The sequence below is a fragment of the Geobacillus sp. CCR genome (assembly GCF_052906625.1).
Window position 1 is genome coordinate 1 of sequence record NZ_JBREBQ010000054.1, and the last position, 13706, is coordinate 13706.

Genomic DNA, 13706 nt, shown 5'->3' on the forward strand with positions numbered 1-13706 from the left:
AGGCGAGCGGGTCGCCGCGACGGGCAAATGTTCTTCGCCTGCAGGGATTTCCGATCCCGAAGGCGAAGGTTATTTGACCCCGAGCGGCGGCGAGCCGGAGCTGGACAATGCGAAAAGCGCAGGCGAGTGGCTTCTTCCAACGGTTATCTAGTTTTGAGGGAATGAACATCCTGTTGACAAATCCAACAGGATGGATATAATAATTACTGTCCAAGATGATCATCATTGCCTAGTGGCTATGGCGGAGGGGAAACACCCGTTCCCATCCCGAACACGGAAGTTAAGCCCTCCAGCGCCGATGGTAGTTGGGGCCAGCGCCCCTGCAAGAGTAGGTCGTTGCTAGGCGAAAATCCCCTGCTGTATATACAGCAGGGGATTTTTGATTTGATTCAACCCAAAAATTTCCGCATTAAGTATTCATGAAGCAGCAACGGCACTTTTTCCGCCGACACGGAGAGAAACTCAAGAATAAAAGTGTATGCCTTGCTTGGGTAAGAATGGAGAAGCTCGCTCCACCATTCCGTCTCATAGCGCGAAATCATGCTCAAGTTATACAGCAACAAGTAATGGGCGTGTATTTCTGGAAGCGAGAATGTTTTCTCTTTCTTGACTGGAATTCGGAGTGTACCGTCAAGATGGAATAAAAACGGACCTTCTCCGGCCGGCGACAGCGGCGATTCTATATGAAAATACAGAAATTCTCCTTCTTCTTTGGCGAACGAAAGCCGCTTTCCTTGTCCTTCTTCACAGAGATATTGGACAAAGCGGGACAACGACATATGGTAGTGGTCCAAAATCACTTTTGGGATGGCGAGCATCGGCGGCGAAGCAGTATGTACAACAGGCAAGGATAACGGTTTTTTTCGCCCGCTTAGAAGAAAAAACGTTTCATGCAACTCGCTAATTCGTTGCAACAGCGTGCCCATGCGAAATTTTTCCCCAGCTTCTTGTTTCACATGAAACATTTTTTCAGAAAAATGTGCGAATAAACCGTTTTTTTGTATTTTCACTTCATCATCTAAAAATTCGTAGCCCTGTTTTTTTCGTTTTCTTGCTGATACACCATGGGCCAAGACCGATGTTGATTCCGGGTAGTCGGGGTCGACAGTGAGCAGGCATGCTTTTAAGAGCTGCACCATGCCGTAAAACAAGAGAACTGGCTTGATGGACAGCGGCGCCTGCTGGGCAGCGGCGTAAAAGTTTTGCCCGTGTTCCAGATAATATAAAAATGGGTAACAGTTTGCATAACTGCGTTGGACGGCGTCATCCCGCTGCAGCTGTTGATAGCATTGCCGCAAAAATTGCTGCGCAGTATCGGCCGAGCGGAAAACAGAAAGGCGAAACAGTTGACCGTGATTTCCGAACATTTTTACCCCCCTTACATAGAATTGTCTTGAAATAACTGAAAAGTTGGACATTTTCTTGATTCCTTGACAGTAGTTTAACCAGTTGTTAAGCTACTAATAATATTTCCGGACAAGGGGGAGAAAACATGTGGGAAGCGAAATTCGCCAAGGAAGGATTGACGTTTGATGACGTTCTTCTCATCCCAGCGAAGTCGGACGTATTGCCGCGCGATGTTGATGTAACCACGAAGTTGAGCGATACGCTGCAGTTGAACATCCCGATTCTCAGCGCTGGGATGGATACGGTCACCGAAGCGGAGATGGCAATTGCGATGGCGCGTCAGGGAGGCCTTGGCATCATTCACAAAAATATGTCGATCGAACAGCAGGCCGAGCAGGTCGACAAGGTGAAACGGTCGGAACGAGGCGTCATTACGGACCCGTTTTTCCTAACGCCGGATCATCAAGTGTATGATGCAGAACACTTAATGAGTAAATATCGGATCTCGGGGGTGCCGATCGTCAACAACCCCGAGGAGCAAAAATTGGTCGGCATTATTACGAACCGTGACTTGCGTTTCATTCAAGACTATTCGATTAAAATTTCCGAGGTAATGACGAAGGAAAACTTGATCACTGCTCCGGTGGGGACAACGTTGGAGGAAGCAGAGAAAATTTTGCAGCGACACAAGGTCGAAAAACTGCCTCTTGTTGATGAAAACGGTGTGCTGAAGGGATTAATTACGATCAAGGATATTGAAAAGGTCATTGAGTTCCCGAATTCGGCGAAAGATGCGAAAGGGAGGCTGATTGTCGGGGCGGCCGTCGGGGTGACGGCGGACACGATGATTCGCGTCAAAAAGCTTGTTGAGGCAGGGGTTGATGTCATTGTCGTTGACACGGCGCACGGCCATTCGAAAGGCGTCCTAGAGACGGTGGCCAACATCCGACGCCAATACCCGGACTTGAACATCATCGCCGGCAATGTCGCGACAGCTGAAGGGACGCGCGACTTGATTGAGGCTGGGGCGAACATTATTAAAGTCGGAATCGGTCCGGGGTCCATCTGCACGACCCGGGTTGTCGCCGGGGTTGGTGTGCCGCAAATTACGGCGATCTACGACTGTGCGACTGAGGCGCGCAAACATGGCGTCCCGGTCATCGCTGACGGCGGGATCAAATATTCCGGCGACATTGTGAAGGCGATCGCGGCTGGGGCGCATGCGGTTATGCTCGGCAGCTTGCTTGCTGGTGTTTCCGAAAGCCCGGGTGAGACGGAAATTTACCAAGGCCGCCGCTTTAAGGTGTACCGGGGCATGGGATCGGTCGCAGCCATGGAGCGCGGCAGCAAAGACCGCTATTTTCAAGAAGATGCGAAAAAGTTTGTCCCGGAAGGCATCGAGGGACGCGTTCCATACAAAGGGCCGCTTGCCGACACGATTTATCAGCTTGTCGGTGGGTTGCGCGCCGGCATGGGCTATTGTGGAACCCGCAATTTGGAAGAGCTGCGCGAAAAAACGCAGTTTATCCGCATGACGAGCGCGGGGCTTCGTGAAAGCCATCCGCATGACGTGCAAATTACGAAAGAAGCGCCGAACTACTCTGCTTTTTGATCGGAGTTGCGCCGATCGGCTCAACTTTGACGGAGACATGTCCTCCGTCTATTTTTTTGGCCGACGGTATGTTACAATAACGGTTGTGTGAGGAGGGTGTCATTGTGAGGAGGAGAAAACAAAACTGGTTGTTTTGGTTGCTGTCGATTTGCCTTTGTTTAACGTTTGGTCCGTTTCAACAGACGGTGAAGGCGGAAAGCGCCCCGCTTGACATCCGGGCGGACGCTGCGATTTTAGTGGATGCACAAACGGGAAGAATTTTGTATGAAAAAAATATCGATACGGTGCTTGGGATTGCCAGCATGACGAAAATGATGACCGAGTATTTGCTTCTTGACGCCATTAAGGCGAAGCGCGTCAAATGGGATCAAATGTACACGCCAAGCGATTACGTGTACCGGCTGTCGCAAGACCGGGCGCTGTCCAATGTCCCGTTGCGAAAAGATGGCAAGTATACGGTGCGTGAGCTGTACGAGGCAATGGCCATTTATTCGGCGAACGGGGCAACGGTCGCGATTGCTGAGATCATCGCTGGATCGGAGAAAAATTTTGTGAAAATGATGAACGACAAAGCGAAAGAGCTTGGGCTGAAAGATTATAAGTTTGTCAATGCCACAGGGTTGAGCAATAAGGATTTAAAAGGATTCCATCCGGAAGGGACAAGCACAAATGAGGAAAACGTCATGTCCGCACGTGCGATGGCGATGCTTGCCTACCGGTTGCTGAAAGATCATCCCGAAGTGCTGAAAACAGCGAGCATTCCTCATAAAGTATTCCGGGAAGGAACAAAAGATGAAATCAAAATGGACAACTGGAATTGGATGCTGCCTGGGCTTGTGTACGGATACGAAGGTGTAGACGGGTTGAAAACCGGCTATACGGAATTTGCCGGCAACTGTTTCACCGGGACGGCGAAACGAAACGGCGTCCGCTTGATTTCGGTTGTCATGAACGCGAAAGATGCGAGTGGGAAAACAACAAAAGAGGCGCGCTTTAAAGAGACAGAAAAACTATTTAACTACGGATTCAACCAATACTCCCTCGAGACGCTTTATCCAAAAGGGTACCAGCTGAAAGGAAAAGAAACACTTCCGGTCGTGAAAGGGAAAGAAAAAGAGGTTCGTGTCGCGACAGGAAAGAATCTGGATCTGCTTGTGAAAAACGGCGAGGAAAAACAATACAAACCTGTATATGTGTTGGACAAGAAAAAAATGACAAAAGAAGGAAAGCTAGTCGCCCCTTTGAAAAAAGGGGAAACGGTTGGATATATGACGCTCGAATATAAAGGGGACGACTCCCTTGCCTTCTTAAGCCCAGACATGCAAAAAAACATCCGTGTGCCGCTTGTCACAACAGCTGAAGTCGAAAAAGCCAATTGGTTTGTTCTTTCGATGCGCGCGGTCGGCGGACTGTTTGTTGATTTATGGACAAGCGTCGCCAAAACAGTGAAAGGCTGGCTGTAAAATCGACTCCCCTTGATGGGGAGCTTTTTTCCATTGTGATTTTTGTAAAAATTGAGGTAAAATAAAACAGTGGAATCGTCCTTTTGCATGCCTCGCAAAGCATAAGGATTAGGAATAGGGGGAATCAACGTTGGCATTGACAGGTACGGACCGCGTCAAACGCGGCATGGCGGAAATGCAAAAAGGCGGCGTCATCATGGACGTCGTGAACGCAGAACAGGCGAAAATCGCTGAAGCGGCAGGGGCTGTCGCGGTTATGGCGCTCGAGCGCGTCCCGGCGGACATTCGCGCCGCTGGCGGTGTCGCGCGCATGGCCGACCCGACGGTGATCGAAGAAGTGATGAACGCCGTTTCGATCCCAGTCATGGCGAAAGTGCGGATCGGTCACTATGTTGAGGCGCGTGTCTTAGAGGCGCTTGGTGTCGACTACATTGACGAAAGCGAAGTATTAACGCCGGCTGATGAGGAGTTCCATATTGACAAACGGCAGTTTACCGTTCCATTTGTGTGCGGTTGCCGCGATTTAGGGGAAGCGGCGCGCCGCATTGCAGAAGGGGCATCGATGTTGCGGACGAAAGGAGAGCCGGGGACAGGCAACATCGTTGAGGCCGTGCGCCATATGCGCAAAGTGAACGCGCAAATTCGCAAAGTCGTCAACATGAGCGAAGATGAGCTTGTCGCTGAGGCGAAACAGCTCGGGGCTCCGGTTGAGGTGCTGCGCGAGATCAAGCGGCTTGGCCGCCTGCCGGTCGTCAACTTTGCCGCCGGCGGTGTCGCGACACCGGCTGACGCTGCCTTGATGATGCACTTGGGTGCGGACGGTGTCTTTGTTGGGTCTGGCATTTTCAAATCGGAAAATCCGGAAAAATACGCGCGCGCGATCGTAGAGGCGACGACTCATTACGAAGACTATGAATTGATCGCACACTTGTCGAAAGGATTGGGCGGCGCGATGCGCGGCATCGATATCGCGACATTGTTGCCGGAGCACCGGATGCAAGAACGCGGCTGGTAAGCTAAATAAAGGAGCAAAGCAACGATGAAAATAGGTGTACTTGGACTGCAAGGAGCTGTGCGGGAGCATGTTCGCGCCATTGAGGCGTGCGGCGCCGAGGCGGTCATCGTGAAAAAGCCGGAGCAGCTTGAAGGGTTGGACGGTCTTGTGCTGCCGGGCGGCGAAAGCACGACGATGCGGCGGCTCATCGACCGCTATGGGCTGATGGAGCCGCTCAAGCAATTTGCCGCTGCCGGCAAGCCGATGTTCGGCACGTGCGCCGGACTCATTTTGCTGGCGAAGCGAATTGTCGGCTATGACGAGCCACATTTAGGATTAATGGACATTACGGTGGAGCGGAACTCGTTCGGTCGGCAGCGGGAAAGCTTTGAGGCGGAGCTGTCGATTAAAGGCGTCGGCGATGGCTTTGTCGGCGTCTTCATCCGCGCTCCGCATATCGTGGAGGCCGGGGACGGGGTCGATGTCTTGGCGACATACAATGACCGCATTGTCGCCGCTCGACAAGGACAGTTTCTTGGCTGCTCGTTCCACCCAGAGCTGACCGACGATCATCGATTGATGCAATACTTCCTCAACATGGTCAAAGAAGCGAAAATGGCGTCAAGCCTCAAGTAAAGTGATCAAGCGAAAGCGATGAGAGGAACGAGTAGCGGGATGCCTTCCTTATCAGAGAGCCGGTGGGCGGTGCGAACCGGCAGGGAGCTCCTGTGAATCCATCCTCGAGCAAAACGTTGAACGCCCAAAGGGCCAGTAGGCGTTTTCGGCCGCCGCCGTTAACGGCAAAAGGGGAAGGCATAGCAAGCCTTCAATAAGGGTGGCACCGCGGGATGGCTCCCGTCCCTTTTTTGGGACGGGGGCTTTTTTATGTATAATATTGAATGGAAAAGGAGGTAAAAGCCATGCTGGATGTGAAAATATTGCGCACCCAGTTTGAAGAAGTGAAAGAAAAACTAATGCAGCGCGGCGGGGATTTGACGAACATCGACCGCTTTGAACAATTGGACAAAGACCGCCGCCGCTTGATCGCGGAAGTCGAAGAGCTGAAAAGCAAGCGCAACGATGTGTCGCAGCAAATCGCTGTCCTAAAGCGCGAGAAAAAGGACGCCGAGCCGCTGATTGCCCAAATGCGCGAAGTCGGTGACCGCATTAAACGGATGGATGAACAAATTCGCCAGCTTGAGGCGGAACTCGACGACTTGTTGTTGTCAATTCCAAACGTGCCGCACGAATCAGTGCCGATCGGCCAATCAGAAGAGGACAATGTGGAAGTGCGGAGATGGGGAGAGCCGCGTTCGTTTTCCTTTGAGCCGAAGCCGCATTGGGAAATCGCCGATCGGCTCGGTTTGCTCGACTTTGAGCGAGCCGCCAAAGTGGCGGGAAGCCGATTTGTCTTTTATAAAGGGTTAGGAGCGCGGCTTGAGCGGGCGCTCATCAACTTTATGCTTGACATCCATCTCGATGAATTCGGTTACGAAGAAGTGTTGCCGCCATATTTAGTGAACCGGGCGAGCATGATCGGAACCGGACAGTTGCCGAAATTTGCCGAGGATGCGTTCCATTTGGACAGCGAAGATTATTTCCTCATTCCGACCGCTGAGGTGCCGGTGACGAACCTGCACCGCGACGAAATTTTGGCCGCAGATGATTTGCCGATTTACTATGCGGCCTACAGCGCCTGCTTCCGCGCGGAAGCCGGGTCGGCCGGCCGCGACACGAGAGGGCTGATCCGTCAGCATCAGTTCAATAAAGTCGAGCTGGTAAAGTTCGTAAAGCCGGAGGACTCGTACGATGAATTGGAAAAGCTGACGCGCCAGGCAGAGACGATTTTGCAACGGCTCGGGCTTCCGTACCGCGTTGTCGCCTTGTGCACCGGAGACCTTGGATTCTCGGCGGCGAAAACGTACGATATTGAAGTTTGGCTGCCAAGTTACGGAACGTACCGGGAAATTTCGTCGTGCAGCAACTTTGAGGCGTTTCAAGCGCGCCGTGCCAACATCCGCTTCCGTCGGGATCCAAAAGCGAAACCGGAGTACGTGCATACATTAAACGGTTCGGGGCTAGCCATTGGGCGGACGGTCGCCGCCATTTTGGAAAACTACCAGCAAGAAGACGGCTCGGTCATCGTTCCGGAAGCGCTTCGTCCTTACATGGGGAATCGGGACGTCATTCGCTGAAAAAAAGGTGCTTGAGGCAAATCGTTGGTTGACTTTTCCCGACTGCCGTGTTATAGTGAATGACGTTGGCAATGAGGAACAAGAAGTCTTGTTCTTGGCCAAGACGATGATGAAGAGGACTGACGCGCATAAGAGGAGATTGTCATCTGAAACGGCTGACCGCCGAAAGCCGTTTCCCATCATAAAAAAACCCGCCGTTGACCGGCGGGTTTTTTATGCCTTTATTTTTTTACAACAGTAAATTGATCAGCGATCAGCAGCCAGTTTTGTGGAAAATCAATGCCAAGTTTCCAATAGCTGACCCCGCGCAAACCAAGTTCCTTCACGAGATTAAATTTTGCTTGAATGGAGCGGGCGTCCTCAAACCATACTTCATGCTCGCGTCCGTTTTCGTCGCGATAGCGAAAATGCGGTGCCTGCGCCTCCGTATCGTATTCGATGGCAACGTTATACTTTGCGGCGAGGGCGATGGCTTGCTGCGGGCTGATGGCCTGGGCGTACGGGCCGCCGGGTACATATGGCAGCGTCCAGTCGTAGCCATACAAGTTTTGCCCCATCAAAATTTTTCCGGCTGGCATTTCAGAGATGGCGTACTCGAGAACGCGGCGGACCGGACCGATCGGGGACACCGGCATCGGCGGCCCGCCGCTGTAGCCCCATTCATACGTCATGATCACGACAAAGTCGACAATTTGTCCATGGGCGCGGTAGTCGTGTGCTTCGTACCAACGTCCGCGCTGGGTCGCGCTCGTTTTCGGCGCCAAGGCGGTCGACATCATCCACCCTTCTCGTGCAAACCGCCGTTTCGCTTTGCGCAAAAACGCATTATACGCCTCACGGTCTTCCGGGCGCAAATATTCAAAATCAAAATGGATGTCGCGGAAGCCATACCGTCTAGCGGTCGCGACAATGTTGTCGAGCAGACGATTTTGCAGCGTTTCGTTTGTTAACATAAGCGCGCCGAGCTCGTCGCTGAACTGCCCGTTTTCAATGTTGGCGACAACCATAACGAGCGTGACGCGGTTGGCGCGGGCAATATCCGGAAAGTCGTCAAGCGGCGGCTCTTGCAATGTCGCGTCGCGTCGGATCGCAAAATAAAAAGGACTCAAATAAGTCAAATACGGAGCGGCTTCGCGAGCGCTCGCCTCCAGCGCTGGGCTGACAGTCGCGCCGCGCGGTTCAATATAGGCGTTAAACTCCGCTCTTCGCTTGGCGCCGGGCGGTATATAAAGCCGCTGCCCGACCTTAAGCGGAGCGTTTAAGGAGAGGCGATTCACTTCGGCAAGCCGCTGCATCGGAATCGAAAATCGGCGTGCAATCGACCATAACGTGTCGCCGCGCTGCACCCAGTAAAAACGACCGACGATCGGGATCACGAGCGCCTGACCGACAACGAGTTTATCAGGGTTTGGAAGCTTGTTGGCCCGGACAATGTCTTCCGCCGTGGTCCCGTATGCCTCAGCAATTCCACTTAACGTTTGTCCACTCTGCACTACGTGGATTTGCATACTTGACCTCCTAGTTGCGTCTTTATTCTCCATATTCTATGATGAAAAGAAAGGAGAAATGACCGTTTGTGTGAAGGGGTATACGATGAACACCGACGAGTACTACATGCGATTGGCAATGGAAGAAGCAAAAAAAGCGGAGCAGATCGGCGAAGTGCCGATCGGCGCTGTCATCGTTCAAGACGGCCGCGTCATCGCCCGCGCTCATAATTTGCGGGAAACCGAACAACGCGCCATCGCTCATGCAGAAATTTTGGCAATCGATGAAGCATGCCGGGCAACCGGTTCATGGCGGCTTGAGCGGGCGACGTTGTACGTAACGCTTGAGCCGTGCGCCATGTGCGCAGGCGCCATTGTTCTTTCCCGCATCGAACGGGTTGTATTTGGCGCGTTTGACCCAAAGGGAGGGTGCGCTGGGACATTGATGAACTTATTGCAGGAAAGCCGATTTAACCATCAGGTTAAGGTGGTAAGCGGGGTGCTTGCTGACGAGTGCGGTTCGCTGTTGAGCCAATTTTTTCGACGATTGCGCGAACAAAAGAGAAATGTTGGCGGGAGTGCCAACGAAAATTCCGTCGATTGACATTGCATTTTTTCCGCTAACGAGCTATACTGATAGTGCCGTGCTAAGCGGGGAGGTAGCGGTGCCCTGTACTCGCAATCCGCTCTAGCGAGGCTGAATTCCTTCTCGAGGTTAGTCTGTTGCGAGGCCTGTCTCAAGCAAGTGGTGTTGACGTCTGGGTCCCGCGCAATGGGATTCCGTGAACCCTGTCAGGTCCGGAAGGAAGCAGCAGTAAGCGGATGCTCCCATGTGCCGCGGGGACGCCTGGGCTGAGCTAACTGCTTGAGCAACGCTCGGGGCAGCTAATCGACAGAAGGTGCACGGCCTTACATAGCGATAGGGAACAAAACCCACTCATGGCGAGTGGGTTTTTTGTTATTTCAAATTGCAATAGGAAGTTATATAATAGATAGGACGAGAGAAAGAGGAGGGCCGTTTTCCGTGGCATACCAAGCGTTATATCGCGTGTTTCGGCCGCAGCGCTTTGCGGACATGGTCGGCCAAGAACACGTGACCAAGACGTTGCAAAGCGCCCTGCTTCAACATAAAATATCGCACGCTTACTTATTTTCCGGCCCGCGCGGTACAGGAAAAACGAGCGCAGCGAAAATTTTCGCCAAGGCGGTCAACTGTGAACAGGCGCCAGCGGCGGAGCCATGCAATGAGTGTCCAGCTTGCCTCGGCATTACGAATGGAACGGTTCCCGATGTGCTGGAAATTGACGCTGCTTCCAACAACCGCGTCGATGAAATTCGTGATATCCGTGAGAAGGTGAAATTTGCGCCGACGTCGGCCCGCTACAAAGTGTATATCATCGACGAGGTGCATATGCTGTCGATCGGTGCGTTTAACGCGCTGTTGAAAACGTTGGAGGAGCCGCCGAAACACGTCATTTTCATTTTGGCCACGACCGAGCCGCACAAAATTCCGACGACGATCATTTCCCGCTGCCAACGGTTCGATTTTCGCCGCATCCCGCTTCCGGCGATCGTTTCACGGCTAAAGTATGTCGCAAGCGCCCAAGGTGTCGAGGCGTCCGATGAGGCATTGTCCGCCATCGCCCGTGCTGCAGACGGGGGGATGCGCGATGCGCTCAGCTTGCTTGATCAAGCCATTTCGTTCAGCGACGGGAAACTTCGGCTCGACGACGTGCTGGCGATGACCGGGGCTGCATCATTTGCCGCCTTATCGAGCTTCATCGAAGCCATCCACCGCAAAGATACAGCGGCGGTTCTTCAGCAGTTGGAAACGATGATGGCGCAAGGGAAAGATCCGCATCGTTTGGTTGAAGACTTGATTTTGTACTATCGCGATTTATTGCTGTACAAAACCGCTCCCTATGTGGAGGGAGCGATTCAAATTGCTGTCGTTGACGAAGCGTTCACTTCACTGTCGGAAATGATTCCGGTTTCCAATTTATACGAGGCCATCGAGTTGCTGAACAAAAGCCAGCAAGAGATGAAGTGGACAAACCACCCACGCCTTCTGTTGGAAGTGGCGCTTGTGAAACTTTGCCATCCATCAGCCGCCGCCCCGTCGCTGTCGGCTTCCGAGTTGGAACCGTTGATAAAGCGGATTGAAACGCTGGAGGCGGAATTGCGGCGCCTGAAGGAACAACCGCCTGCTGCCCCTCCGTCGACCGCCGCGCCGGTGAAAAAACTGTCCAAACCGATGAAAACGGGGGGATATAAAGCCCCGGTTGGCCGCATTTACGAGCTGTTGAAACAGGCGACGCATGAAGATTTAGCTTTGGTGAAAGGATGCTGGGCGGATGTGCTCGACACGTTGAAACGGCAGCATAAAGTGTCGCACGCTGCCTTGCTGCAAGAGAGCGAGCCGGTTGCAGCGAGCGCCTCAGCGTTTGTATTAAAATTCAAATACGAAATCCACTGCAAAATGGCGACCGATCCCACAAGTTCGGTCAAAGAAAACGTCGAAGCGATTTTGTTTGAGCTGACAAACCGCCGCTTTGAAATGGTAGCCATTCCGGAGGGAGAATGGGGAAAAATAAGAGAAGAGTTCATCCGCAATAAGGACGCCATGGTGGAAAAAAGCGAAGAAGATCCGTTAATCGCCGAAGCGAAGCGGCTGTTTGGCGAAGAGCTGATCGAAATTAAAGAATAAACCGTTTAAAGGAGGATGCCAAGATGATGCGTGGCGGAATGGGCAATATGCAAAAAATGTTAAAACAAATGCAAAAAATGCAAAAAGAAATGCAAAAAGCGCAGGAAGAGTTGGCGGAAAAAACGGTGGAAGGCACGGCGGGCGGAGGCATGGTGACCGTTGTCGCTAACGGTCATAAACAAATTTTGGAAGTAAAAATTAAAGAGGAAGTCGTCGACCCAGACGATATTGAAATGCTGCAAGATTTGATTTTGGCAGCGACAAACGATGCGTTGAAAAAAGCGGATGAGTTGGCTAATGAAATGATGGGGCAGTTTACGAAAGGACTTAACATTCCAGGGTTGTTCTAGGGGGGGCGTATGCATTATCCAGAACCGCTATCGAAGTTGATTGACAGTTTTATGAAACTGCCCGGCATCGGCCCGAAAACGGCTGCCCGCCTTGCATTTCATGTGCTGGCGATGAAAGAAGACACCGTGCTTGAGTTTGCCAAGGCGCTCGTTGATGTCAAGCGGCATATTCATTATTGCACGATTTGCGGACATATTACAGATACAGACCCTTGCTACATCTGCAAAGACGAGCGGCGCGACCGGACGACGATTTGCGTTGTTCAGGATCCGAAAGATGTCATCGCCATGGAGAGGATGAAAGAATACAATGGCCTGTACCACGTGTTGCACGGGGCCATCTCGCCGATGGAAGGCATCGGACCGGAAGATATTAAAATCGCCGAGCTGCTCACGCGATTGCAGGATGAGACGGTCCAAGAGGTGATTTTAGCGACCGACCCGAACATCGAGGGAGAGGCAACGGCGATGTACATCTCCCGCCTGTTGAAGCCGACAGGAATCAAAGTCACCCGCATCGCCCATGGCTTGCCGGTCGGCGGCGACTTGGAGTATGCGGACGAAGTGACGTTATCAAAGGCGTTGGAAGGGCGCCGTGAGCTATAGAGAGAAAGAAGGTGGGGATCGGTTTGTTATGGCGGCGAAAGGGGAAACTAAAGAGACAATTTGATGAGAAGTTAATGGCTGAACTACAAAAGGCTAGAACTGAATGGCTTGAGCAGAAACAACTCATCGAAAAAAGCGTCGATCCGTCTCCGGAGGTGCTGAGCGCATTGCAACTCGCTGAGGCCAAATATTTTTTCCTCCTCCGCGAAGCGAAGCACCGCCGCATCACACTTAAGGAAGTGCGTTAACTTCCTTATTTTTTTGTTCTTTTTTCCCCTGTTTCTCATACGTTGGTAGTACAAGCGTGCAAAAAGGGGGTTCAAACGTTGGAGCCGAAAGTCGTCATTACCGTGTTGCTAGCGCTTATCGCCGTTTTGCTTATCGTCGGCGCCCGTCTCAAAGCGCTTCGCCTGATCGGCTACGCTGCTATCCGCCTGATCGTCGGGGCGCTCGCGCTGTTTGTCATCAACGCCATCGGCGGGCATTTTAACATCCATATTCCGATTAACCTCGTCACCTCAATCGTTTGCGGATTTCTTGGCCTCCCTGGAGCGGCAGCGTTAATCGTGATTGACCGATATATTTTGTAGGCATCATTATTCAAGATGCCTTTTATTTTTTTGTTTAAAAGTTATTGACTTTTATATGACAATGCATTATATTAATTAATGTCGCTGTTCATGAAAGATATGTTGACAGCAAATTAAATGATATGTATAATGATAAAAGTGTGCAAGATAAACAAGTTCCTTGAAAACTAAACAAAACGCAAGCGTCATAAGAAAAGCGGAGGCCGCTTTGGCCGAAGCTGGACAATCCGAAAAGCCAATCAACTTTCTTTGGAGAGTTTGATCCTGGCTCAGGACGAACGCTGGCGGCGTGCCTAATACATGCAAGTCGAGCGGACCGGATCGGAGCTTGCTCTGATTTGGTCAGCGGCGGACG

The 13706-nt window shown here is 51.9% G+C and carries 13 protein-coding genes, 2 rRNA genes, 1 other RNA gene and 1 other annotated feature; of the genes, 14 read left to right on the forward strand and 2 right to left on the reverse strand.

Going from position 1 to position 13706, the window contains the following annotated elements; all coding sequences use genetic code 11:
* Window positions 1–228: 228 nt before the first annotated feature.
* Window positions 229–345 (forward strand): 5S ribosomal RNA (gene rrf, locus ACVBDQ_RS16680).
* Between the two features lie 44 nt (window positions 346–389).
* On the opposite strand, the gene ACVBDQ_RS16685 is transcribed toward rrf, so the two are convergent.
* Window positions 390–1367, reverse strand: a complete 978-nt coding sequence (locus ACVBDQ_RS16685; RefSeq protein WP_011229524.1) for a YaaC family protein — start codon at window positions 1365–1367, stop codon at window positions 390–392.
* A 125-nt stretch (window positions 1368–1492) separates the two neighbouring features.
* On the opposite strand from ACVBDQ_RS16685, the gene guaB reads away from it, so the two are divergent.
* The 5 genes from guaB (at window position 1493) to serS (ending at window position 7611) form a co-directional block, all read left to right on the forward strand.
* Window positions 1493–2959, forward strand: a complete 1467-nt coding sequence (guaB, locus tag ACVBDQ_RS16690; RefSeq protein WP_033024488.1) for an IMP dehydrogenase — start codon at window positions 1493–1495, stop codon at window positions 2957–2959.
* A gap of 104 nt (window positions 2960–3063) precedes the next feature.
* On the forward strand, window positions 3064–4422 hold the full coding sequence (locus ACVBDQ_RS16695) for a serine hydrolase (RefSeq protein WP_011229526.1): 1359 nt from the start codon (window positions 3064–3066) through the stop codon (window positions 4420–4422).
* A gap of 130 nt (window positions 4423–4552) precedes the next feature.
* Window positions 4553–5437, forward strand: a complete 885-nt coding sequence (gene pdxS, locus ACVBDQ_RS16700; protein WP_011229527.1) for a pyridoxal 5'-phosphate synthase lyase subunit PdxS — start codon at window positions 4553–4555, stop codon at window positions 5435–5437.
* Between the two features lie 24 nt (window positions 5438–5461).
* Window positions 5462–6052: a pyridoxal 5'-phosphate synthase glutaminase subunit PdxT gene (gene pdxT, locus ACVBDQ_RS16705; RefSeq protein WP_011229528.1), complete on the forward strand. Its 591-nt coding sequence runs from the start codon at window positions 5462–5464 to the stop codon at window positions 6050–6052.
* A 9-nt stretch (window positions 6053–6061) separates the two neighbouring features.
* Window positions 6062–6282: a binding site (T-box leader), on the forward strand.
* 54 nt (window positions 6283–6336) lie between these two features.
* Window positions 6337–7611 carry a serine--tRNA ligase gene (gene serS, locus ACVBDQ_RS16710; protein ID WP_011229529.1) on the forward strand — a complete coding sequence of 425 codons (1275 nt, stop codon included), beginning with the start codon at window positions 6337–6339 and terminating at the stop codon, window positions 7609–7611.
* Between the two features lie 221 nt (window positions 7612–7832).
* Here serS and ACVBDQ_RS16715 read toward each other — a convergent pair whose 3' ends face one another.
* Window positions 7833–9119 carry a LysM peptidoglycan-binding domain-containing protein gene (locus ACVBDQ_RS16715; RefSeq protein ID WP_014194557.1) on the reverse strand — a complete coding sequence of 429 codons (1287 nt, stop codon included), beginning with the start codon at window positions 9117–9119 and terminating at the stop codon, window positions 7833–7835.
* Window positions 9120–9204: 85 nt separating this feature from the next.
* Between ACVBDQ_RS16715 and tadA the strand changes: the two genes are divergently transcribed.
* The 8 genes from tadA to ACVBDQ_RS16755 all read left to right on the forward strand — a co-directional run.
* Window positions 9205–9702, forward strand: a complete 498-nt coding sequence (gene tadA, locus ACVBDQ_RS16720) for a tRNA adenosine(34) deaminase TadA (protein WP_011229532.1) — start codon at window positions 9205–9207, stop codon at window positions 9700–9702.
* Window positions 9703–9740: 38 nt separating this feature from the next.
* Window positions 9741–10005, forward strand: an RNA gene (gene ffs / locus ACVBDQ_RS16725) — signal recognition particle sRNA large type.
* Window positions 10006–10122: 117 nt separating this feature from the next.
* Window positions 10123–11805 carry a DNA polymerase III subunit gamma/tau gene (gene dnaX / locus ACVBDQ_RS16730; protein WP_014194558.1) on the forward strand — a complete coding sequence of 561 codons (1683 nt, stop codon included), beginning with the start codon at window positions 10123–10125 and terminating at the stop codon, window positions 11803–11805.
* Window positions 11806–11831: 26 nt separating this feature from the next.
* Entirely contained in the window at window positions 11832–12155 is a 324-nt protein-coding gene (locus ACVBDQ_RS16735; protein ID WP_020279743.1) for a YbaB/EbfC family nucleoid-associated protein, read from the forward strand.
* 9 nt (window positions 12156–12164) lie between these two features.
* A complete protein-coding gene (gene recR / locus ACVBDQ_RS16740; RefSeq protein ID WP_011229535.1) occupies window positions 12165–12761 on the forward strand; it encodes a recombination mediator RecR in 597 nt (198 codons plus the stop codon).
* A gap of 23 nt (window positions 12762–12784) precedes the next feature.
* Entirely contained in the window at window positions 12785–13009 is a 225-nt protein-coding gene (locus ACVBDQ_RS16745) for a YaaL family protein (protein ID WP_012820427.1), read from the forward strand.
* Window positions 13010–13087: 78 nt separating this feature from the next.
* A complete protein-coding gene (locus tag ACVBDQ_RS16750; RefSeq protein ID WP_011229537.1) occupies window positions 13088–13351 on the forward strand; it encodes a pro-sigmaK processing inhibitor BofA family protein in 264 nt (87 codons plus the stop codon).
* 246 nt (window positions 13352–13597) lie between these two features.
* Window positions 13598–13706: ribosomal RNA gene (locus tag ACVBDQ_RS16755) — 16S ribosomal RNA — on the forward strand; the annotation flags it as partial.